The following is a 22,278-nucleotide window of genomic DNA, read 5'->3' as shown; positions in this document are numbered from 1 at the left end:
ACGTGATGAAAATCAGGAAAGCTGATGCAGCACCGCCAGGCTGGCGATGTGTGCGCTGGATAGCAAACGTTCGAGCGTATGCCCACAACGGGCTTTTCCCGACAGACCGAGCATCGTGGTACTGACATAATCGGTCAGGCTGTCAGCCACTTCGGGATGGCGCGCGGCGATAAAGTCATGAATTTTATATTCAGCAACCGAGTAGAAAGTCCTTGCCACCTGCCGCGCCTGCGGATCGTTGCTATGCGTGCCCTCCAGAACCAAACAACCTGGCGCATGCGGATCCGCGGCATAGCGTCGCGCCGCCTCTTCAAGCAATGCAGCAAGGCACTCGGCAACCGGCCTATCAGAACGCAAAATGTCATCAAACGGGATCGCATCGGTTTGTACATAGCGACCAAGCACGCGTTCATAAAGACCGATTTTGTTCCCAAAAGCGGCATAGAAACTCGGGGGCTTGATGTTCAGGGCCTGCGTAACATCCGCTACGCTCACAGCGTCGTATCCATGCGCGTGAAATAAGGGCTGTACTTTGGCAACAGCCAGTTCCGGATCAAAATTACGTGGTCGCCCTGGGGCGCGCGAACATTTTGTAGTGCTCATTACAAATCCATTGACAGAAAACCATGCGCCCATTATATATCGATCACTACATAATTGTTCAAGGAGTATCTCATGTCCCTATTTAACGGCAAGTCAGTTCTGGTTCTTGGCGGCAGTCGTGGGATTGGCGCGGCTATTGTGCGCCGTTTCGCCGCAGATGGCGCAGCGGTGACCTTTACCTATTCAGGCTCAGCAGACGCAGCAAAAGCGCTTGCGGATGAAACAGGGGCCCACACGGCGCAAACCGATAGCGCCGATCGCGATGCCGTCATTAGCCGGGTACGGGAAAGCGGCCCGCTGGATGTGTTAGTGGTGAATGCAGGAATTGTACTGTTCGGCGACGCACTGGAGCAGGATCCCGATGACGTTGAGCGCCTGTTCCGCATTAATATCCATGCCCCCTGGTACGCGGCAGTCGAGGCGGCACGACAAATGCCTGATGGCGGACGGATTATCATTATTGGTTCAGTAAACGGCGATCGTATGCCAATTGCCGGTATGGCTTCCTACGCGTTAAGTAAGTCTGCTCTGCAAGGCCTGGCACGAGGGCTGGCGCGTGATTTAGGCGCACGCGGTATTACGGTCAACGTGGTGCAACCGGGTCCCATTGATACTGACGCTAATCCAGCAGAAGGTCCATTGAAAGAGCTGATGCACAGCTTTATGGCACTAAAACGACACGGTCGACCAGAAGAAGTGGCCGGAATGGTTGCCTGGCTGGCTGGTCCGGAGGCCGGGTTTGTGACGGGAGCTATGCATACCATTGATGGGGCGTTTGGCGCCTGACAGTAATAACAGGCCGGCGACAAGTGCCCCGGCCTGTTCAGCGAACTTAGTTCTCAGTATCGAGTTCGTCGAAGCTTTTCACCAGATCATCAATCGCTTTGATCTGCGTGAGGAACTGTTCCAGTTTCGCCAGCGGCAGTGCGGATGGGCCATCGCATTTCGCATTGGCTGGATCCGGATGCGCTTCAATAAACAAGCCTGCCAGACCTACCGCCATGCCCGCGCGCGCCAGTTCGGTCACCTGACCACGACGGCCGCCGCTTGCGGCGCCAAACGGGTCGCGGCACTGCAGCGCATGGGTGACGTCGAAAATCACCGGCGAATTGCCAGAGACCTTTTTCATCACGCTAAAGCCCAGCATATCCACAACCAGGTTGTCATAACCGAAGTTTGCGCCACGGTCACACAGGATAACCTTATCGTTACCGCCTTCATGGAATTTATCCACGATATTACCCATCTGACCCGGGCTTACGAACTGCGGTTTTTTCACGTTGATAACAGCGCCGGTTTTCGCCATCGCTTCCACCAGATCGGTCTGGCGAGCGAGGAATGCCGGCAGTTGAATCACATCCACCACATCAGCAACAGGCTGTGCCTGGCTGGCTTCGTGAACGTCGGTGATCACTTTTACGCCAAAAGTTTGCTTCAGTTCCTGGAAGATTTTCATCCCTTCTTCAAGGCCCGGTCCACGGTAAGAGTGGATGGAAGAACGGTTGGCTTTATCAAAGGAGGCTTTGAACACGTAAGGGATACCCAGTTTTTGAGTAACGGTTACGTAGTGCTCACAAATGCGCATCGCCAGGTCGCGGGATTCCAGCACGTTCATTCCGCCAAACAGCACGAACGGCAGGTCATTTGCCACGTTGATGTCGCCAATGCTAACCACTTTTTGTTTCATAGGATCGCCTTAAACGGTAGGTAAAGTGTCATTAATCAATGCAATACAATTTGTTTGTGCGAAATGGTATTAATCTGCGCACGAATCATTTCGCTGATCGGGTCTTCCGGACACTGCTCAACGAAATAACTTAAATCTGTCAGCGCAACATGTTCACACTCCAGTTGCGCATATATCAATCCCCGATCGCGAATTTCATACGGATCTTCAGGATTAAACTGCAATAATGCTTCACTGGCACGCAGCGCCAGTTCCATTTGCCGCTCTTCCATCAGCGATGATTTCAGCGTGTCGAGCAGTTTGCGGATCACTTCTGCGTTATCCGCTTCATCCAGATCTTCATTAAACAGTTCCGCGACCGGGCTGATGTTCCCCTTCAGCCACACTTCCAGCGTGTGTTCATTTAACGTTTCGCCATTGAACGGATTGATTAGCCACATTTCGCCATCGAGCGATTCAATGCGCAGGATGAGTTGTGTCGGGAAAATCACCGGTACCAGCGGCAAATCCAGTCGGTTGGCAATCCACAATAAGATCGCGCCCAACGAAACAGCACTGCCCTGACGATTTTTCAGAACCTGGTCGAGCCATAGTGCATCAGAAAGACGATAGACGCCGTGGGTGTCCGTAAACCCCCATTCGCCGTAAAAAAGTGCCAGCAGTTTTTCCAGTTGCTCATCCTGAGACAGGAGCTGGCTAATTTCTTCTTGCGCCAGACTGACCAGACGTTCCAGTTCGTCATAGACAGTTTGTGTTGGAAAATCCAGACGGATAGACTCCGACGCCAGGATCATCCCATCACACAATGGCGCTTTATTAAATTCGAAATCAGCTAACGACCTCATGAATTACCCCAGTAACGGTATTTTTGTGGTGGCGAGTTTAATGATGATGTACAGCACCACCAACGCCAGCGGAAATGCGACTAATCGCGCCTGCTGGCTGCGCGCCCGACGGTAATCGAGCGCAATAAAACCCAAAACGATGTAAATGATAACCCCAAACAGCTTTTCAGTCAGCCATGTCCCTTGTTCGGTGAATGGCAGGACGTGCGTTTTAACCATTAACGCTACGCCGCTGAGTAGTAAAACGGTATCCACCACCGGCGGCACAATGCGCGTCCAGCGGGCACGGGCTAGACGCGCGTCGGTGTAACGCCACCAAAAACGCAGCGTCAGCAGACTAACAGAAAGCGCAATGCTGATGAGATGAACGTTGAGTAACAGACTGATGGTACTCATGATGGGAGGCGTCCAAGCGTAATTCGCTCGTTACCGCCGTAATCACGGCAGGTTTCAACCGCCAGATAACCCGCGCGAGTAAAGGCATCGCGCACGGCCTCGCCCTGCTGCCAGCCATGTTCCAGCAAAAGATAGCCGCCGGGCGTTAACACGTGCTGAGCCTGGTCAATAATATGGACGATATCCGCCAGCCCCTGATCGCCCGCCACCAGCGCCGACAGCGGCTCAAAGCGCACATCGCCCTGTGCCAAATGCGGATCCTGTTCGTCGATGTACGGCGGATTGCTGACAATCATGTCAAACTGCTGCCCCTGCAAAGCGCTAAACCAGTCGCTTTGCAGCACGTTAACATTGTCGATAGCCAGGTGCTGTGTATTGCGCATAGCCAGCGCCACAGCATCCGGCATCCGATCAACCGCCGTCACGGTGCAATCCGGACGCTCGGTTGCCAGCGCCAGCGCAATCGCGCCCGTACCGGTTCCCAGATCGAGAATGCGACATGCAGAGGATGGCAGGCGAGCCAGCGCCTGCTCCACCAGACACTCGGTATCCGGACGCGGAATCAGCGTGGCCGACGATACAAACAGCGGCAGCGACCAGAACTCGCGCACGCCGGTTAAGTGCGCCACGGGTTCGCCCCGCTGACGCCGCTCCAGTAACGTATTGAGCTGCTGACGCTGCGCCTCGGTTAACAGCGTTTCACCGAAAGCCAGAATAAAGGTGCGCCCCTTGCCGGTAACGAACTCGAGTAAAATCTCGGCGTCACGGCGCGGGCTTTCGCTTGCCTGTAATTGGCTTATCGCTTCACGCAGCCAGTGCTGATAGTCCATTAATCCTGCTCGGACAACGCCGCCAGTTGATCGGCCTGGTATTCCTGGACAATTGGCTCAATGAGCATATCCAGTTTACCTTCCATCGCTTCATCCAGACGGTAGAGCGTCAGGTTAATGCGGTGATCGGTTACGCGCCCCTGCGGGAAGTTATAGGTGCGGTTGCGATCGCTGCGATCGCCGCTGCCCAGCAGGTTGCGACGCTCAGAGGCTTCCGCCTGTTGACGTCTTGCCACTTCGGCCGCACGAATGCGCGCTCCCAGCACCGACATCGCTTTCGCTTTGTTTTTATGCTGTGAACGTTCGTCCTGGCATTCCACCACGATGCCGGTTGGCAAGTGGGTAATACGGATTGCAGAGTCGGTGGTGTTAACGTGCTGACCGCCAGCGCCTGATGAGCGGAAGGTATCAATACGCAGATCGGCCGGGTTGATGTCCGGCAGTTCAGCATCCGGCAGCTCCGGCATAACCGCAACCGTACAGGCGGAGGTATGAATACGGCCCTGTGATTCCGTCGCCGGTACGCGCTGCACGCGATGACCACCGGACTCAAATTTCAGTCGGCCGTAAACGCCTTCGCCGCTGATCTTGGCAATAACTTCTTTAAAACCGCCATGCTCGCCTTCGCTGGCGCTCATGATCTCAACCCGCCAGCGGCGCGATTCAGCGTAACGACTGTACATACGGAACAGATCGCCAGCAAACAGCGCGGCTTCATCACCGCCGGTTCCCGCCCGCACTTCAAGGAAGGCGTTACGTTCGTCATCAGGATCTTTCGGTAACAGCAGAACCTGCAGATGTTGTTCCAACTGTTCACATTTCTCTTTTGCTTCGCGCAGTTCATCCTGCGCCATTTCACGCATTTCAGGATCGTCGAGCATCATCTGAGCTGTCTCGATATCTTCCTGAACCTGTTGCCAGTCCGTAAAACAGCGCGATACATCGCTTAATTGCGCATATTCGCGCGACAGTGCACGAAAGCGGTCCTGGTCTGCGATAGTACCCGCATCGCCGAGCAGCGCCTGAACTTCTTCATGACGTTCATGCAGGGCTTCCAGTTTGGCAACGATAGAAGGCTTCATAGGCGTAAATGCACCCTGTAAAAAATAAGATTGGTGTGTTGCTACTCCAGCCCGAGGCTGTCGCGCAGAATATTCAGGCGTTCACTATCCCCGTCACGGGCGGCCTGTTGAAGTGATTTGGTTGGTGCGTGGATCAGACGGTTAGTCAGTTTCCAGGCCAGATCCTGCATAATGGCTTGCGCATCACCGCCCTGTTGAAGAGCGGCCAACGCTTTGGCGGTCAGTTCATCACGGATCTGTTCTGACTGACTGCGATACTCGCGGATAGTGTCGCTTGCGCCCTGGGCACGTAACCAGGCCATAAACTCACTGGTTTCCTGCTCCACAATCGTTTCGGCTTCCACGGCCGCCGCTTTGCGCTGGGCCAGGTTATGCGAAATGATGCTTTGCAGATCGTCAACGCTGTACAAGTAGGCGTTGGACAATTTGCCCACTTCCGGCTCGACATCGCGCGGTACGGCGATATCCACCAGCAGCATAGGCTGGTTACGACGGTTTTTAAGCGCACGCTCTACCATTCCTTTACCGATAATCGGCAGCGGACTGGCGGTTGAACTGATAATGATATCGGCATCCTGCAAGCGGGCATCGATATCGCTCAATGAAATCACTTCAGCGCCGACTTCATCCGCCAGCACCTGCGCGCGTTCACGCGTACGGTTGGCGATGATCATCTTCTTCACTTTGTGTTCGCGCAAATGACGCGCCACCAGCTCGATGGTCTCGCCTGCGCCGACTAACAGTACGGTCACTGTGGAGAGCGATTCAAAGATCTGCCGCGCCAGCGTACAGGCAGCAAAAGCCACGGAAACAGCGCTGGCGCCGATATCAGTTTCGGTACGGACACGTTTAGCGACAGAGAACGATTTCTGGAACATACGCTCCAGCGCACTGGCGTTCTGGTGGCCTTTCTGCGAATCCGCAAAGGCTTTTTTAACCTGTCCCAAAATCTGCGGCTCGCCGAGCACCAGCGAATCCAGACCACTGGCAACGCGCATCAGATGGCTGACGGCGTCATTGTCCTGGTGCCAGTACAGGCTATTGCGCAGGTCTTCTTCATTAAGATTATGGTATTCGCACAACCAGCGAATCAGCGCTTCTTGCAGGTTGTCCTGCTCTTCCACGCTGAGGTAAATCTCTGTGCGGTTACACGTCGACAGCACTACCCCGCCCTGCACCATTGGCAGCGCTTGCAGGCTGTCCAACGCCTGATCGAGCGTATCCGGCGAAAACGTTACGCGTTCTCGCAGCGATACAGGTGCCGTTTTATGGTTAATACCAAGCGCTAAAAGGGTCATGTGAGCGGGAATAGTACCAGCGTTGATAAGGTTAGACTGGGTGCATCATACAGGATGCGTGCGGTCAATAAAAGAGACTGCCCCCTTTTGGAGTAATAGCTTAGCGCACAAATTTAAGCGATTTAAGATAACTTGAACGTAGACGATGTCAGATGGTGGCGCTAGCATTGAGAGTTATAACTGCAACGTATCTCAAGGATTTGTCATCATTATGACCCTGCCTGATTTTCGCCTGATTCGCCTGCTGCCCCTTGCAGCCCTGGTTCTTAGTGCCTGTACCCTCAACGCGCCGAAAGGTCCCGGCAAAAGCCCCGATTCCCCACAGTGGCGCCAGCACCAGCAGGAAGTACGCGCCCTGAACCAATATCAGACGCGCGGTGCGTTCGCTTATATCTCCGATCAACAGAAAGTGTATGCCCGCTTTTTCTGGCAGCAAACCGGACAGGATCGCTATCGTCTGCTGCTGACCAACCCGCTGGGCAGCACGGAACTGGAACTCAACGCGCAGCCGGGCAACGTTGAACTTGTCGATAACAAAGGTAAGCACTACACCGCCGACGACGCCGAAGAGATGATTGGTAAACTGACCGGCATGCCTATTCCGTTGAACAGTCTGCGCCAGTGGATCCTTGGTCTGCCAGGTGACGCCACCGATTACAAGCTCGATGACCAATATCGTCTGAGTGAGGTGAACTACAGCAAAGACGGTAAAAGCTGGAAAGTGGTCTATAGCGCCTACGATAGCAAAACGCAGCCTGCGATGCCGGCCAATATGGAGCTGTCCGACGGCTCCCAGCGTATTAAGCTGAAAATGGATAACTGGATTGTGAAATGATGAGCCATTGGCCCTCTCCGGCAAAACTGAATCTGTTTTTATATATCACCGGGCAGCGTGCGGACGGTTACCACACGCTACAGACGTTATTCCAGTTTCTCGACTATGGCGACGAGATTGGCATCAATCTGCGCCACGATGGCGAAATACACCTCCTAACCCCGGTGGAAGGCGTTGCGCATGAAGATAACCTGATCGTGCGCGCGGCGCGTTTGCTGATGAAGACAGCGTCGACAAGCGATCGCCTGCCCGCAGGAAGCGGCGCGGACATCAGTATCGAAAAGCGTCTGCCGATGGGTGGCGGCCTGGGCGGCGGTTCGTCAAATGCGGCCACCGTTCTGGTGGCGTTGAATCATCTCTGGCGGTGTGGGCTTTCGGTTGATGAACTGGCGGCAATCGGCTTGACGCTGGGGGCGGATGTTCCCGTGTTCGTGCGCGGCCACGCGGCTTTTGCCGAAGGCGTGGGAGAAATTCTGACGCCGGTCGATCCACCTGAAAAATGGTATCTGGTCGCTCATCCGGGAGTCAGTATTCCAACGCCGGTCATTTTTAACGATCCTGACCTCCCGCGTAACACGCCAAAAAGGTCAATAAAAACGTTACTAAAATGTGAATTCGGCAATGATTGCGAGGTTATCGCAAGAAAACGTTTTCGCGAGGTTGATGCGGCGCTTTCCTGGCTGTTAGAATACGCGCCGTCGCGCCTGACTGGTACAGGGGCTTGTGTCTTTGCTGAATTTGACACAGAGTCTCGTGCTCGCCAGGTGCTTGAGCAAGCCCCGGAATGGCTCAAAGGCTTTGTGGCGAAAGGCGTCAACCTCTCCCCTTTGCATAGAGCGTTACTCTAAATCATTCGGGTTTCAGGAAGATGGCGAGATGACGGAACACCTGGCGCATACAACAGTATGTGCTGGTGTGAGGAATTAACGCCAACGCACATGAAACCCGAAGGATGAAGAGTAAACCGGGCAAGCTGAGTTGCGGTGACAACGTCACCCTGTTCCAGACGTTGCATCGCGCTCTTTAATACACCGCATGGAGAGGATACTGCCTGGCCCGCACAGTTTTCGGCAGATTCTTTCCACCAATGGACGCATGCCTGAGGTTCTTCTCGTGCCTGATATGAAGCTTTTTGCTGGTAACGCCACCCCGGAACTAGCACAACGTATTGCCAACCGCCTGTACACTTCACTCGGCGACGCCGCTGTAGGTCGCTTTAGCGACGGCGAAGTCAGCGTACAAATTAATGAAAATGTACGCGGTGGTGATATTTTCATCATCCAGTCCACTTGTGCCCCTACTAACGACAACCTGATGGAATTGGTCGTTATGGTTGATGCGCTGCGCCGTGCTTCCGCAGGCCGTATCACCGCCGTTATTCCTTACTTCGGCTATGCACGTCAGGATCGTCGCGTACGTTCCGCTCGTGTACCGATTACCGCTAAAGTCGTCGCTGATTTCCTGTCCAGCGTTGGCGTTGACCGCGTCCTCACCGTTGACCTGCATGCTGAACAGATCCAGGGCTTCTTTGACGTACCGGTTGATAACGTATTCGGTAGCCCGATCCTGTTAGAAGACATGCTGCAACTGAACCTGGACAACCCGATCGTGGTTTCTCCGGACATCGGTGGCGTCGTGCGTGCCCGTGCTATCGCTAAACTGCTGAACGATACCGATATGGCTATCATCGACAAACGTCGTCCGCGTGCGAACGTTTCTCAGGTGATGCACATCATTGGTGACGTTGCAGGTCGTGACTGCGTACTGGTTGATGACATGATCGATACCGGCGGTACGCTGTGTAAAGCAGCAGAAGCACTGAAAGAACGTGGTGCAAAACGCGTATTTGCTTACGCAACCCACCCGATCTTCTCAGGTAATGCGGCAAACAACCTGCGCAACTCAGTGATTGATGAAGTCGTTGTCTGTGACACTATTCCACTGACTGACGAAATCAAAGCGCTGCCAAACGTGCGTACATTGACCCTGTCGGGTATGCTGGCCGAAGCGATTCGTCGTATCAGCAACGAAGAATCCATCTCTGCTATGTTCGAGCATTAATCGAGCCCGGCTCAAAAACCCGCTGCGGCGGGTTTTTTTATCTGTAATACTTATTTGTATGACTTTTGCCTACTTCACCTGCCATTTAGTTGACAGATGATGCGCTCATGGATGAAACATTATTGTGAACAGATTATTTTCCTCACATGTGATGCCTTTCCGCGCCCTCATCGACGCTTGTTGGAAAGAAAAATATACCGCTTCTCGCTTTACCCGTGACCTGATCGCCGGGATAACGGTGGGGATCATTGCCATTCCGCTGGCAATGGCCCTGGCAATAGGGAGTGGCGTTGCGCCGCAGTACGGTCTGTATACCTCCGCCGTCGCTGGGATTGTTATCGCCCTCACCGGGGGGTCGCGCTTTAGCGTCTCTGGCCCAACCGCCGCCTTCGTGGTAATCCTGTATCCGGTCTCGCAACAGTTTGGGCTGGCAGGCCTGCTGGTTGCCACGCTCATGTCCGGGATATTCCTGATCCTTTTCGGCCTCGCCCGCTTTGGTCGCCTGATCGAATATATTCCCGTGTCGGTTACGTTAGGCTTTACGTCGGGTATTGGTATCACTATCGGTACCATGCAGATTAAAGATTTTCTTGGCCTGCAAATGGCCCATGTACCGGAGCACTACCTGCAAAAAGTTGGTGCGCTGTTTATGGCCTTGCCGACCATCAACGTCGGCGATGCCGCCATTGGCGTGGTGACGTTGGGGATCCTGATTTTCTGGCCTCGTTTGGGGATCCGACTACCGGGCCACCTTCCTGCACTGCTGGCAGGCTGTGCGGTAATGGGGATTGTGAACCTGACCGGTGGACACGTTGCGACCATCGGTTCCCAGTTCCACTACATTCTGGCTGACGGCTCACAGGGTAACGGTATCCCGCAGTTGCTGCCGCAGCTGGTATTACCGTGGAATATGCCCGAGTCAAACTTTACCCTGAGCTGGAGTTCATTACAGGCGCTGTTACCGGCAGCCTTCTCAATGGCGATGCTGGGGGCAATTGAATCTCTGCTGTGCGCCGTCGTCCTCGACGGCATGACCGGCACCAAGCATAAAGCCAACAGCGAGCTGATTGGTCAGGGGCTGGGTAACATTGTTGCGCCGTTCTTTGGTGGTATCACCGCCACGGCGGCAATTGCCCGTTCTGCGGCCAACGTCCGCGCCGGGGCAACCTCACCCATTTCGGCGGTCATCCACGCGATTCTGGTGATCCTGGCGCTATTGGTTTTAGCACCGCTGCTTTCCTGGCTACCGCTTTCCGCCATGGCCGCCCTTCTGCTGATGGTGGCATGGAACATGAGTGAAGCCCACAAAGTGGTGGATCTGCTGCGTCATGCGCCAAAAGACGACATCATCGTCATGCTGATGTGTATGTCGCTGACGGTGCTGTTCGACATGGTTATCGCCATCAGCGTCGGGATCGTTCTCGCCTCTCTGCTGTTTATGCGTCGAATTGCGCGCATGACGCGGCTGGCGCCGGTCAACGTTGATGTAGCAGACGATGTTCTGGTGCTACGCGTCATCGGCCCGCTGTTCTTTGCCGCGGCGGAGGGATTATTTACCGATCTCGAGTCGCGCATTGCGGGTAAACGCATTGTGGTATTGAAGTGGGACGCAGTCCCGGTGCTGGATGCCGGTGGTCTGGATGCCTTCCAGCGCTTTGTTAAACGTCTGCCGGAAGGTTGCGAATTACGTATCAGTAACCTGGAGTTCCAGCCGCTACGTACTATGGCCCGCGCGGGTATTCAGCCTATTCCAGGACGCCTGACGTTCTTCCCGAATAAAGACGCCGCACTGGCGGACATCAGCTGACGCCCAGCCCGACCCGGCGAAGCGCCCCGGGCTACACATGACAGGCAAAAAAATGGCTCCCGTGAGTGGGAGCCATTTTTATATCAAGCTTATTTATTGCTTACGCTTTCAGCAGTTGCTCAGCCGTCGCCTTCACGCTCGCCAGCAGGACTTTCACATCCTCCAGGCACACCGTTGGATTCAGCAGCGTCAGCTTCAGGCAGGTGACGCCATCAGCTTCGGTGACGCCGACGTTGGCGCTACCGGAAGCCAGCAGCACGTCGCCAATACGCTGGTTGAGCAGCGCAATGAACGCAATGTCATCGCTTTGCGGACGGAAGCGGAACAGCACGCTTGCCAGCTGCGGCTCCATCACCAGTTCCAGATGCGGCTGCGTTTTCACAAACTCAACCACATCGCGCGCCAGCGTCACGCCGTTATCAATGATTTCGGCATACTGCTTTTTGCCCAGCGCTTCGAGGCCCATCCACAGCTTCAGTGCGTCAAAACGACGCGTGGTCTGCAGCGACTTCGATACCAGGTTCGGTACGCCGTGTTCTTCATCGAAATCAGAGTTCAGGTACGCCGCCTGATAGCGCATCAGCTCATAGTGACGCGCGTCTTTTAACAGGAACGCGCCGCAGCTGATGGTCTGGAAGAACTGCTTGTGGAAGTCCAGGGTAACGGAATCCGCTAGCTCAAGGCCGTTCAGGAAGTGACGATACTTCTCAGACAGCAGTAACGCCCCGCCCCATGCCGCATCCACGTGCATCCAGATCTGGTGCTCTGCCGCCAGCGCCGCAATATCCGCTAACGGATCGATAGCGCCTGCGTCGGTGGTGCCGGCCGTGGCGACAATCGCCATCACCTGCTCGCCGTTGGCTTGCGCCTGGGCCAACTTGGCTTTCAGGTCAGCCAGGTCCATGCGTGAGAACGCATCGGTCTTCACCTGAGTGACGGAACGGTAACCCAGTCCCATCAGCGCCATGTTTTTCTGCACGGAGAAGTGTGCGCTTTCAGAGCAGAACACTTTGATTTTGCTCAGGTCGCCGGTCAGACCATTCTGCTGAATGGAGTGTCCCTGGCGAGCAAAGAACGCGTCGCGCGCCAGCATCAGCCCCATCAGGTTACTCTGGGTGCCGCCGCTGGTGAACACGCCCGCGTCGCCCGCCGCATAACCTACCTGCTCACGCAGCCATTCGATCAGTTTGATCTCAATGATGGTCGCGGATGGGCTCTGGTCCCAGGAGTCCATGCTCTGGTTGGTGGCGTTGATCAGCACTTCCGCCGCCTGGCTAATCACCAGGCTCGGGCAGTGCAGGTGCGCCACGCACTGCGCATGGTGAACCAACAGGCTGTCTTTGAGAAAGTATTCAACCGCACGCTCAATAGCGGCCTGGTTGCCCAGGCCCTGAGACGTAAAGTTCAGGTTGATACGTTCGCGCAGCTGTTCAACGGTTTTGCCCTGATACATCTCAGGCTGTTGCAACCATTCAACGACCGCTTTCGTACTCTGCTCGATAGCGTCCTGATAGGCGGCAATACTCTGCGCCGAGCCGGACAGAATCGGGTTTACGTCTGACATTCGATCCAACTCCGTTTAAACCGGCTTTACGCCAGCGCCCAACAGGGCGTTTTCGAATTTATCGAGGAACACTTCCAGCTCAGCGTTAGTGATCAGCAGAGACGGCAGCAGGCGCAGTACACAACCGTTACGGCCGCCACGCTCCAGAATCAGCCCGTTTTCGAAGCATTTTTTCTGCAGCAGCGCGGACAGTTCGCCATCGGCCGGGTAGCAGCCCATGTGATCCTGCGCTTCGTTCGGCTTAACAATTTCAATACCGATCATCAGACCCAGACCGCGTACCTGGCCAATCACCGGATAGCGTTTCTGCAGGTCGGTCAGTTTGCCTTTCAGCCACTCGCCCTGAGCGGCAACTTTATCGGCAATCTTGTCGTCTTTGAGGATTTTCAGTGTTGTCAGACCGGTGGCCATCGCCAGCTGGTTGCCGCGGAAGGTACCGGTATGGTGGCCCGGAGCCCACGCATCGAACTGCTTTTTAATGCCCAGTACCGCCAGCGGCAGACCGCCGCCAACCGCTTTGGACATCACGATGATGTCTGGCTCAATACCGGCGTGTTCGAAGGCGAACAGCTTACCGGTACGCGCGAAGCCAGCCTGAACTTCATCGATGATCAGCAGAATGCCGTGTTCCTGAGTCACTTTACGAATACGCTGTAACCATTCGACCGGCGCCGGGTTTACGCCGCCCTCGCCCTGCACGGCTTCGAGGATCACCGCAGCCGGTTTACGCACGCCGCTTTCAACGTCGTTGATCAGGTTTTCGAAGTAGTAAGTTAATGCTTTCACGCCAGCTTCACCGCCAATACCCAGCGGGCAACGGTACTGATGAGGATACGGCATAAACTGCACTTCCGCCATCATGTTGCTGACGGCTTCTTTCGGCGACAGGTTGCCAGTCACGGACAGCGCGCCGTGGGTCATCCCATGGTAGCCGCCGGAGAAGCTGATAATGCTGGAACGGCCGGTCACTTTCTTCGCCAGCTTCAGCGCCGCTTCAACGGCATCTGCGCCAGACGGCCCGGTGAACTGCAGGCAATACTCTTTGCCCTGGCCCGGCAATAAAGACAGTAAATAAGATGAAAATTCATCTTTTAACGGCGTGGTAAGATCAAGCGTATGTAACGGTAAGCCGCTTGTGATGACACTTTGAATGCTCTGGAGCACTTCAGGATGATTGTGACCGAGCGCCAGGGTACCGGCACCTGCAAGACAATCAAGATATTGATTATTTTCTACGTCAGTAATCCAGACGCCCTGCGCTTTGGCAATCGCTAATGGCAGTTTACGTGGATAGCTGCGGACATTAGATTCAAACTCAGCCTGTCTTGCTAAAAAGGTATCATTGCTCTGCGGTAATGAATTAGCACTTAAAGTATCAATACGGACTTTATCCGTCATCATATCACTCCTACAACCAGGTGTAGATTAACGCCTGATTGAATAAATGGTTATAAGGATTACCTGTAAAAAAGCGCGGCTAATATATGTTGTTTTAGCGTGGGACTCAATCATTTATTTTCCGCCAACTTAAATGAGCATTTTTACCTTAAATTTCAAAGAATAAAGCACATCCAGCATTACGAAATCATAAACAAATATAGCTATTTATTTTACAAAATTGTTGCCAACCGCAATGTAGACGATGTTATAAAAACCATGAGGTTTTCATGTTTTTATTATTTTTTTACATGTTTTTACCATTAATAATGTACGCATTTATTCACTACGACATGATTTTTCACTTATTTTTCGTTAAATCGAATAAAAAAGTCGATCCGTAAATATAAATCACTTAGTATGGCGCGCTTATTTACAGGCTATGTAGATAAAATTAATGCGCAGCACCCGGTAACGCGTACAGGCGACACGCGTTATCGACAACAGGTATTCCCTGGGTTGTCAGCAGAAATGTTCGCGGGCGGACATTTCGTAAGGCGAACGTCGTTCCCTTATGCCGAGAATGAAAATTTTCTAGCCATACTTTTATGGCGCCCTGATATGAGATTGTTATGACTCGCATTTATCCACCATCCGTCGTTGCCAAATTTGGCGGCACCAGCGTCGCTGATTTTGATGCGATGAACCGCAGCGCCAGCATTGTTCTTGCTGATCAAGATGTCCGTTTAGTCGTTCTGTCTGCTTCAGCAGGCGTGACAAACTTACTGGTCGAGCTTTCTGAAGGTCTGGAAACGCATCAACGATTAGATAAGCTTGAGACGTTACGCGCCATCCAATACAACATTATTTCCCGCCTGAAGCAGCCGTCCGTTATCAGCACGGAAATCGATAATCTTCTCAACAATATACGCCACCTTGCAGAAACGGCGACGGTTTCACCATCCGATGCGCTAAGCGATGAGTTAGTCAGCCACGGCGAACTGATGTCCTCTTTGCTGTTTACTGAAGTATTACGTGAACGACACGCCGAAGCCGGGTGGTTTGACGCCCGCAGCGTGATGCGTACCAACTCGAACTACGGCTGCGCTGAACCGGATCTCAGCACCCTGCACCACCAGGTGGAGACTCATCTGCGCCCGCGTCTTGAGCAGGCTATTATGGTTACCCAGGGATTTATTGGTCGCGATGCAGGCGGACATACCACGACGCTGGGACGCGGCGGGAGTGATTACACCGCCACGCTACTTGGTGAAGCACTGCACGCCGCACGCGTGGACATCTGGACCGACGTTGCCGGGATCTACACCACAGATCCGCGCATTGCGCCACGGGCCAAACGGATCGACCATATCTCATTTTCCGAGGCCAGCGATATGGCCGCCTACGGTGCGAAGGTTCTTCACCCGGCTACACTGCTCCCGGCAATGCGGAAAAGCATTCCGGTCTTTGTTGGCTCAAGTAAAGATACGGCCGCCGGTGGTACGCTGGTGCACAACACCACCGATAATCCACCGCGTTATCGGGCGCTCACCGTGCGCCGTAAACAGACGCTATTGCGATTACACAGTCTGCAGACACAACCGCCCTGTGCTTTTCTGGCGCAGGTATTTGCTATTTTATCCCACCATGCGGTGGCTGTGGATTTGGTCACGACATCAGAAAATTGTATTGCGCTGGCGCTGGACGCCACTCATGCGACATCGGGTGAGGACCATATACTAACCACGGCATTGTTTACCGCATTGTCCTCCCACTGTCGGGTGGAAGTGGAAACCGGACTGGCATTAGTCACTTTGGTGGGCAATAAACTGACCCAGGCTGCGGGGGTGTGCAAAGACGTTTTTGCCTGGCTCGAAGAGCATACGGTTCGCATGATTTGCCACGGCGCATCAAACGATAACCTGTGCATTCTGTTACCGGCTGACGCGGCGGATAGCGTGGTTAAGACGTTACATTATCGATTATTCGAATAACGCCTCTTCAATTGCGCAGCGATGATGAGTGCATTTTATCCGGGATATGCATGAACAGGCAGAGGACTGGTTTTCAACCAGGACTCTGTCTGCAAAGAGTGGCACTCGCAGCGGAGAGACTATTTAGTTGTGACGATGATTGGTATCACCGCGACGGCAGCGTTTGTCATAATGACGTACCCACCAGTAACGGTCACTGATTTGTTCGTGCCCGCCGACTCTGGCCCCCGCTAACCAGAGAACACCGCCGACAAAAATACTGAGCACAGCACCATGCGCGAAAAACTGTGGCAAATTAAATTGCGGCAGTTGGTTTAAAATAGAGTAACCAACGCCACCCACCATCACCACCAACCCTAAAGCCATGAGCACGTTACCGAGTAACGAAGCGTTTTTGCGTTTCATGTGTCACCTCCGGAACTTTGGGTTGTTACAGGGAATACCCCTAATCCTTATGTGTAAAGTATAGACAACACTGCCGTTCGCAAGTGCGGGAGCGATCACAATTACAAACACCCGCGCAACAAAACTTTACAAATAAGCTACTGAACACACTCAATTTCTAATAGTCCAGTTTCGCAATTATTCGATTTTCGAGGATAAGCATGCTGTTTTTTGTCAAGCGCAGCGCCAGACAGTAAACTACCCGTCGTTTATAGATACACTCAGGACAAAACACGTGACGATTAAATTGATTGTCGGTCTGGCGAACCCCGGCGCAGAGTATGCGGCAACGCGGCACAACGCCGGCGCATGGTATGTTGATCTACTGGCAGAGAGATTACGCGCTCCCCTGCGCGATGAGCCGAAATTCTTCGGCTACACCTCCAGGGTTACGCTAGAAGGCGAAGATGTCCGCCTGCTGGTGCCGACCACATTTATGAATCTGAGCGGCAAGGCCGTTGGCGCGATGGCTAGTTTTTATCGCATCAATCCCGATGAAATTTTAGTTGCACATGACGAACTAGACCTGCCGCCAGGTGTTGCCAAATTTAAGCTTGGCGGTGGTCATGGCGGACATAATGGCCTGAAGGACATCATAAGCAAGTTAGGCAATAACCCTAACTTTCATCGTTTACGCGTTGGAATTGGTCATCCGGGCGATAAAAACAAAGTTGTCGGGTTTGTTTTAGGCAAACCACCTGTTTCTGAACAGAAGTTAATTGATGAAGCGATTGACGAAGCGGCCCGTTGTACCGAGATTTTGTTCAAAGATGGCCTGACAAAAGCAACGAGCCGGTTACATACCTTTAAAGCGCAATAAGCAGCGATGTGCGGCATTTTGCTCGCGTGCTGTGTATAATAGGCAGAGTTATTTACTTTTCTACAATCTGTTTTCTATAACAGATTGAATATCAAAAGATTAAGGTGATTTAAACATGGGATTCAAATGCGGTATCGTCGGTTTGCCAAACGTAGGCAAATCCACCCTGTTCAACGCGCTCACAAAAGCGGGTATTGAAGCGGCAAACTTCCCGTTCTGTACTATCGAGCCGAACACGGGTGTTGTCCCGATGCCCGATCCGCGTCTGGATCAGCTGGCCGAAATCGTCAAACCGCAGCGTATCCTGCCGACCACGATGGAATTCGTTGATATCGCGGGCCTGGTAAAAGGCGCCTCCAAAGGTGAAGGTCTGGGTAACCAGTTCCTGACTAACATCCGCGAAACCGAAGCGATCGGCCACGTGGTGCGCTGCTTCGAAAACGACAACATCATCCACGTTAATAACAAAGTGGATCCGGCTGACGATATCGATGTTATCAATACCGAACTGGCGCTGTCCGATCTGGATACCTGTGAACGCGCTATTCACCGCGTACAGAAGAAAGCCAAAGGCGGCGACAAAGACGCCAAAGCAGAACTGGCTGCCCTGGAAAAATGTCTGCCACAGTTGGAAAACGCTGGCATGCTGCGTACGTTGAAAAATCTGACTGACGAAGATAAAGCGGCCATCAAATACCTGAGCTTCCTGACGCTGAAGCCGACCATGTATATCGCCAACGTCAACGAAGACGGTTTTGAAAACAACCCGTACCTCGACAAGGTGCGTGAAATCGCCGCTGCCGAAGGTTCCGTGGTGGTAGCTGTTTGCGCCGCCGTTGAAGCCGACATCGCTGAGCTGGATGACGCCGACCGTGAAGAGTTCATGGCCGAGCTGGGTCTTGAAGAGCCGGGGCTGAACCGCGTGATCCGCGCAGGCTATGAGCTGCTGAATCTGCAGACCTACTTCACCGCGGGCGTGAAAGAAGTACGTGCATGGACCATCCCTGTCGGCGCTACCGCTCCGCAGGCGGCAGGTAAAATCCACACCGATTTCGAGAAAGGATTCATCCGTGCACAGACTATCGCATTTGAAGACTTCATCACCTACAAAGGTGAGCAAGGCGCGAAAGAAGCCGGTAAGATGCGTGCGGAAGGGAAAGATTACATCGTGAAAGATGGCGATGTGATGAACTTCCTGTTCAACGTCTAATTCACGTTTAACTCTGTAATTCCAAAATCCACGCCACGGCGTGGATTTTTCATTTTATGGATTTTTTAGAGTTCACATCCTGTGATTTACTCAGGCATGTTTCAGCCAGTTCCTGAATATTGGGGTTTGCAGTATTCCCTGAAAATCAATCAACCCCGAACAGCCAAGTTTCTTGATCAGATTTTGCCTGCTCAGGTAAATCGTTTTTAAGTGCAGGTTAAGCAAGCCAGAAATTTCAGAAATAGTCCGCCCTTCCCCTAATTGCGTTAAGATAAATTTATCCCGTTCAGTCAGGACGATATTTATTTCAGATTGCTGGTCGTGTTCAGTATCAATGCTGATAATTTCAGCGATAAATTTTTTGATTGAGGCTACGCCACTGTCTACAGGAAGCCTGTAGAACGAAAGTTCATTGAGATACTGATACAGATGACCATCAATCAGAAGCACCAGCCGATGCGTCCTGAGATCATAGTTTTGCTTTTTGACAGTGTTGAAGTAGTTAATCGTAAAGAAAACAAGACGCACGTTCTTATCTTTATATTCTATATCAGCGAGAATAATCTCCAGGCCTTGTCTGATATAGACATCATCAATCCACAATTCTGCATGTCTGGCGTGTTCTTGAACTGTATTCATTATTTATGACCTCTAAAAAATCACAATTAATCTGACGGGGTTCAGAACGAATACCTGGTTGAAGGTGACGCATAATCTGCATATAGAGATCGGTTAATATAGCATTCTTCTCATTCTTCAGCTGTACACTAAGTGCCTGAACAAGAATGTCATCACTGACATAACCCATTTTCAACATCACATTGCGCTCTAAATTCTTATATAAAGCACACTGGAAAATATAATTTTCCGGAATTGAATTAATCATATCAAGCCCATAATAATGCAGTCTAAGAATGAGAAGATGCTATGTGTAGTCTTAATTTAAAGTATACAAATACTCAGCACATACTATGGATGCCGGAGCTTCATGATTATAAAATAACTTTATTAGACGTCGTCAGCGGTATAGCGCAAAACTATTTCCAATGTTTTTCTGATGATATCAGCCTGAACAACATCGGTTGTCGATTCCAGTGAAGCGATCAGGCTTAAAATGATATTTTTATTATTAACATTATCACCAGCTAAAATCACATTTGTTACTGCCTGTCCCAATACAACGGATTCATCTGCTAATAGCTCACCGGCATTACGGAAGTAACTCGACAAAGCCTTATCTGCTATTGCTCTGTGAACATTCATTTCCTGAAGCATAGTCACCTCGCTTGTATAGTATGAAAAATGGTCTCTAATGTAATTTAGGCTTTTTACTGCCACTGAATACACTCTCATCACCAGTTCTTTCCGGTTTGGGGTTCATCCTTGCCGGATTAGAATCTGTGAAATCATGAATTATGCTGTCAATAAGATGTCTACGCCCGGCATCCGCTTCACTCACCTTCATAAGACGTAATTGCTTAATCAATGCGGGTAGTGATATTGCCGTGTTCATGCGCAAAATCTGTATAACAGCTAAACCTGTAATTTCGTGTTTCAAGCGTTCATGGTCAGTTTTCTTCATAACTACTTCACTACTTTCCCCATTTATATGTTTTAGGGTGTCCCTTTATTCGAAGAGCAGGCCGATTAGGGCATTGTAATGCTTCTGTTCGTCCTCACCAGATGCTTTTTCAAGACGGTTCAAAAGCTTGGCACAGAGTGACTTTCGGCTCAGGTTACGTCCATCTTTCAATATCTCAGTGACGATCTCTCCCAATGTTTCCTGCTGTGTAGGAAGATGCGCTTTTGCAAAGTAACGAGAGATTGCGTGTGCTGAATCAGTGAGAACTCTGTGCTGCTGCATATGTTGCTCCTGTAACAAAATGCTGGTGAGTATTAAGTTTTATAACAGTAGCAAAGTTGTACCAAAAATGTGTACATTGAGATAAGTCAAATTTTAACATAAAGTGCTATATTTTATTTATCAATATGTTACAAGGAAGAGGGAAAGCAAGATATCTCCACTCATTGTACAACCTCTATGAACCAGGGCAATTACGATTTTTGTTGAACCTTATTATGTGAAATTACAGTTAAAATAATGTATTGAAAATCAGGACATAACCGCGTTTGTCTGATACTGTCCTCACCTCATCCCTTAATCCCGGACTTTCCATGCTCACGACCATTATTTACCGTAGCCATCTACGTGATGACGCCCCCCTCTATGCGATTGAGGATATGGTGGTGGCCGCAAATCTGAAAAACAGGCGATCTGATGTTACGGGGATCTTGCTCTTTAACGGTCGGCATTTTTTCCAACTACTTGAAGGCCCAGAGGAGCAGGTGAAGGAGATTTATCGTTGTATCTGTAACGACCCACGGCACTACAATATTGTCGAACTGATGTGCGATTATGCCCCAGCGCGCCGGTTCGGGAAGGTCGGGATGGAGTTATTTGATTTACAAAAACATGAACGGGCTGAGGTCTTACAAGCTGTACTGAATCAGGGAACGTCAAAATTCCAGCTCACGTATGATGACCGGGCATTGCAGTTTTTCCGGACATTCGTACTGGCGACAGAAAAATCGACTTATTTCGAAATCCCTGCTGCCAATTTCTGGGATTTTATTACTGATAATAGTGGTACCACCCTTAATAAAGCAGAGCTTGCGTCAAATACCGACTACACCTTTGCCTTTCAACCAATTATCGATCCTCTCTCACAACGCGTTATCGCTCTGGAAGCGCTGATTCGTGGTAAAGATGGGGAAACTCCGGCAGCGTACTTTGACAAATTAAGCACGGAAGAGCTGTACACAGCGGATCTGGAAAGTAAAAAGACGGCATTTGCCATGGCCAGCGCGCTGAACCTTGGTGAAAAAATGTTGTCAGTCAACCTGTTACCCATGACGCTGGTGAACAGACCCGACGCTGTTAACTTTCTGATTCATGAAATAGCCGCAAATGGGCTGGTCCCTGAACAAATCATCGTGGAATTTACCGAGAGCGAAGTCATCTCACGCTTTGATGCTTTTGCACAGGCGGTAAAATCACTTAAAGCATCGGGGATTTGTGTGGCAGTTGATCATTTCGGCGCGGGTTATGCCGGGCTATTGCTCCTGTCTCGTTTCCAGCCGGACAGAATAAAGATAAGCCGTGAACTCATTGCTGATGTCCATAAAAGTGGCCCGAGGCAAGCTATCATTCAGGCGATCATTAAATGCTGTACTTCACTTGAGATTCAACTTTCCGCCGTTGGCATTGAAAAACCCGAAGAATGGATGTGGCTTGAATCCGCCGGGATCGAGCTTTTCCAGGGTAACTTATTTGCAGCAGCCTTGCTGAATGGTACCCCTTCAGTAGCATGGCCTGAGAAAAAATAAACTCGCTTAGGGTAAGCTGTAACTTAATGACATTATGA

The 22,278-nt window shown here is 51.7% G+C and carries 24 protein-coding genes; 9 read left to right on the top strand and 15 right to left on the bottom strand.

Features of this window, described 5'->3' with window-relative positions; translation table 11 throughout:
- Nucleotides 1-12 precede the first annotated feature (12 nt).
- Nucleotides 13-603 carry a TetR/AcrR family transcriptional regulator gene (locus FDW96_RS06935; RefSeq protein ID WP_137365415.1) on the bottom strand — a complete coding sequence of 197 codons (591 nt, stop codon included), beginning with the start codon at nt 601-603 and terminating at the stop codon, nt 13-15.
- A gap of 72 nt (nt 604-675) precedes the next feature.
- Between FDW96_RS06935 and bdcA the strand changes: the two genes are divergently transcribed.
- A complete protein-coding gene (bdcA, locus tag FDW96_RS06930; RefSeq protein WP_137365414.1) occupies nt 676-1,389 on the top strand; it encodes an SDR family oxidoreductase in 714 nt (237 codons plus the stop codon).
- A 46-nt stretch (nt 1,390-1,435) separates the two neighbouring features.
- Here the strand turns inward: bdcA and kdsA are convergent, their stop codons facing one another.
- The 6 genes from kdsA to hemA are packed head-to-tail and all read right to left on the bottom strand — an operon-like array spanning nt 1,436 to nt 6,741.
- Nucleotides 1,436-2,290, bottom strand: coding sequence for a 3-deoxy-8-phosphooctulonate synthase (gene kdsA, locus FDW96_RS06925; RefSeq protein WP_038641145.1), 855 nt, complete (start codon nt 2,288-2,290; stop codon nt 1,436-1,438).
- A 35-nt stretch (nt 2,291-2,325) separates the two neighbouring features.
- On the bottom strand, nt 2,326-3,135 hold the full coding sequence (gene sirB1, locus FDW96_RS06920; protein WP_006684256.1) for an invasion regulator SirB1: 810 nt from the start codon (nt 3,133-3,135) through the stop codon (nt 2,326-2,328).
- Between the two features lie 3 nt (nt 3,136-3,138).
- Nucleotides 3,139-3,531, bottom strand: a complete 393-nt coding sequence (gene sirB2 / locus FDW96_RS06915; RefSeq protein WP_042307950.1) for an invasion regulator SirB2 — start codon at nt 3,529-3,531, stop codon at nt 3,139-3,141.
- On the bottom strand, nt 3,528-4,361 hold the full coding sequence (gene prmC, locus FDW96_RS06910) for a peptide chain release factor N(5)-glutamine methyltransferase (RefSeq protein WP_079223838.1): 834 nt from the start codon (nt 4,359-4,361) through the stop codon (nt 3,528-3,530). The genes sirB2 and prmC overlap by 4 nt, the downstream gene beginning before the upstream one ends.
- Nucleotides 4,361-5,443, bottom strand: coding sequence for a peptide chain release factor 1 (prfA, locus tag FDW96_RS06905; protein ID WP_003020786.1), 1,083 nt, complete (start codon nt 5,441-5,443; stop codon nt 4,361-4,363). The genes prmC and prfA overlap by 1 nt, the downstream gene beginning before the upstream one ends.
- A gap of 41 nt (nt 5,444-5,484) precedes the next feature.
- Nucleotides 5,485-6,741, bottom strand: coding sequence for a glutamyl-tRNA reductase (gene hemA, locus FDW96_RS06900; RefSeq protein ID WP_137365413.1), 1,257 nt, complete (start codon nt 6,739-6,741; stop codon nt 5,485-5,487).
- A gap of 211 nt (nt 6,742-6,952) precedes the next feature.
- Between hemA and lolB the strand changes: the two genes are divergently transcribed.
- The 4 genes from lolB (at nt 6,953) to dauA (ending at nt 11,444) form a co-directional block, all read left to right on the top strand.
- Nucleotides 6,953-7,576: a lipoprotein insertase outer membrane protein LolB gene (gene lolB / locus FDW96_RS06895; protein WP_003020792.1), complete on the top strand. Its 624-nt coding sequence runs from the start codon at nt 6,953-6,955 to the stop codon at nt 7,574-7,576.
- Entirely contained in the window at nt 7,573-8,424 is an 852-nt protein-coding gene (gene ispE, locus FDW96_RS06890) for a 4-(cytidine 5'-diphospho)-2-C-methyl-D-erythritol kinase (RefSeq protein WP_061381218.1), read from the top strand. Before lolB ends, ispE begins: the two co-directional genes overlap by 4 nt.
- A 265-nt stretch (nt 8,425-8,689) precedes the next feature.
- Nucleotides 8,690-9,637, top strand: a complete 948-nt coding sequence (prs, locus tag FDW96_RS06885) for a ribose-phosphate diphosphokinase (RefSeq protein ID WP_001518537.1) — start codon at nt 8,690-8,692, stop codon at nt 9,635-9,637.
- Between the two features lie 124 nt (nt 9,638-9,761).
- Complete coding sequence (gene dauA / locus FDW96_RS06880) at nt 9,762-11,444, top strand: C4-dicarboxylic acid transporter DauA (protein WP_079223829.1); 1,683 nt, start codon at nt 9,762-9,764, stop codon at nt 11,442-11,444.
- 100 nt (nt 11,445-11,544) lie between these two features.
- Here the strand turns inward: dauA and FDW96_RS06875 are convergent, their stop codons facing one another.
- Nucleotides 11,545-13,008 (bottom strand): aspartate aminotransferase family protein, encoded by a 1,464-nt coding sequence (locus tag FDW96_RS06875; protein ID WP_137365412.1) that lies wholly within the window; start codon nt 13,006-13,008, stop codon nt 11,545-11,547.
- A gap of 15 nt (nt 13,009-13,023) precedes the next feature.
- Nucleotides 13,024-14,409 carry a diaminobutyrate--2-oxoglutarate transaminase gene (locus FDW96_RS06870; protein ID WP_042307938.1) on the bottom strand — a complete coding sequence of 462 codons (1,386 nt, stop codon included), beginning with the start codon at nt 14,407-14,409 and terminating at the stop codon, nt 13,024-13,026.
- 608 nt (nt 14,410-15,017) lie between these two features.
- Here FDW96_RS06870 and lysC point away from each other — a divergent pair.
- Nucleotides 15,018-16,379, top strand: coding sequence for a lysine-sensitive aspartokinase 3 (gene lysC / locus FDW96_RS06865; protein WP_137365411.1), 1,362 nt, complete (start codon nt 15,018-15,020; stop codon nt 16,377-16,379).
- 123 nt (nt 16,380-16,502) lie between these two features.
- Here lysC and ychH read toward each other — a convergent pair whose 3' ends face one another.
- Nucleotides 16,503-16,784 carry a stress-induced protein YchH gene (gene ychH / locus FDW96_RS06860; RefSeq protein ID WP_003833480.1) on the bottom strand — a complete coding sequence of 94 codons (282 nt, stop codon included), beginning with the start codon at nt 16,782-16,784 and terminating at the stop codon, nt 16,503-16,505.
- A 274-nt stretch (nt 16,785-17,058) separates the two neighbouring features.
- Here ychH and pth point away from each other — a divergent pair, with 274 nt between their 5' ends.
- Both pth and ychF read left to right on the top strand, forming a co-directional pair.
- On the top strand, nt 17,059-17,643 hold the full coding sequence (pth, locus tag FDW96_RS06855; RefSeq protein ID WP_016153302.1) for an aminoacyl-tRNA hydrolase: 585 nt from the start codon (nt 17,059-17,061) through the stop codon (nt 17,641-17,643).
- A 115-nt stretch (nt 17,644-17,758) separates the two neighbouring features.
- The gene (gene ychF, locus FDW96_RS06850) at nt 17,759-18,853 is read left to right on the top strand and encodes a redox-regulated ATPase YchF (protein WP_137365410.1); all 1,095 of its coding nucleotides are present in this window, start codon (nt 17,759-17,761) and stop codon (nt 18,851-18,853) included.
- A gap of 90 nt (nt 18,854-18,943) precedes the next feature.
- On the opposite strand, the gene FDW96_RS06845 is transcribed toward ychF, so the two are convergent.
- The 5 genes from FDW96_RS06845 to ycgZ form a co-directional block, all read right to left on the bottom strand.
- A complete protein-coding gene (locus FDW96_RS06845) occupies nt 18,944-19,492 on the bottom strand; it encodes a LuxR C-terminal-related transcriptional regulator (protein ID WP_227255169.1) in 549 nt (182 codons plus the stop codon).
- A complete protein-coding gene (locus FDW96_RS06840) occupies nt 19,446-19,739 on the bottom strand; it encodes a hypothetical protein (protein WP_137365409.1) in 294 nt (97 codons plus the stop codon). The genes FDW96_RS06845 and FDW96_RS06840 overlap by 47 nt, the downstream gene beginning before the upstream one ends.
- Nucleotides 19,740-19,861: 122 nt before the next feature.
- Nucleotides 19,862-20,128, bottom strand: coding sequence for a biofilm/acid-resistance regulator YmgB/AriR (locus FDW96_RS06835; RefSeq protein WP_038641176.1), 267 nt, complete (start codon nt 20,126-20,128; stop codon nt 19,862-19,864).
- A 34-nt stretch (nt 20,129-20,162) separates the two neighbouring features.
- The gene (locus tag FDW96_RS06830) at nt 20,163-20,435 is read right to left on the bottom strand and encodes a hypothetical protein (protein WP_042307926.1); all 273 of its coding nucleotides are present in this window, start codon (nt 20,433-20,435) and stop codon (nt 20,163-20,165) included.
- A gap of 45 nt (nt 20,436-20,480) precedes the next feature.
- Nucleotides 20,481-20,717, bottom strand: a complete 237-nt coding sequence (gene ycgZ, locus FDW96_RS06825) for a regulatory protein YcgZ (RefSeq protein WP_042307924.1) — start codon at nt 20,715-20,717, stop codon at nt 20,481-20,483.
- A 311-nt stretch (nt 20,718-21,028) separates the two neighbouring features.
- Between ycgZ and FDW96_RS06820 the strand changes: the two genes are divergently transcribed.
- Nucleotides 21,029-22,240: a diguanylate phosphodiesterase gene (locus tag FDW96_RS06820; protein ID WP_137365408.1), complete on the top strand. Its 1,212-nt coding sequence runs from the start codon at nt 21,029-21,031 to the stop codon at nt 22,238-22,240.
- Nucleotides 22,241-22,278 lie beyond the last annotated feature (38 nt).

This window comes from Citrobacter sp. TBCS-15 (assembly GCF_005280815.1).
In the GTDB taxonomy this organism is placed as follows: Bacteria; Pseudomonadota; Gammaproteobacteria; order Enterobacterales; family Enterobacteriaceae; genus Citrobacter; species Citrobacter werkmanii.
Note: the sequence above shows the minus strand (reverse complement) of the source record. Positions and strands in the feature narration are given on the sequence as shown.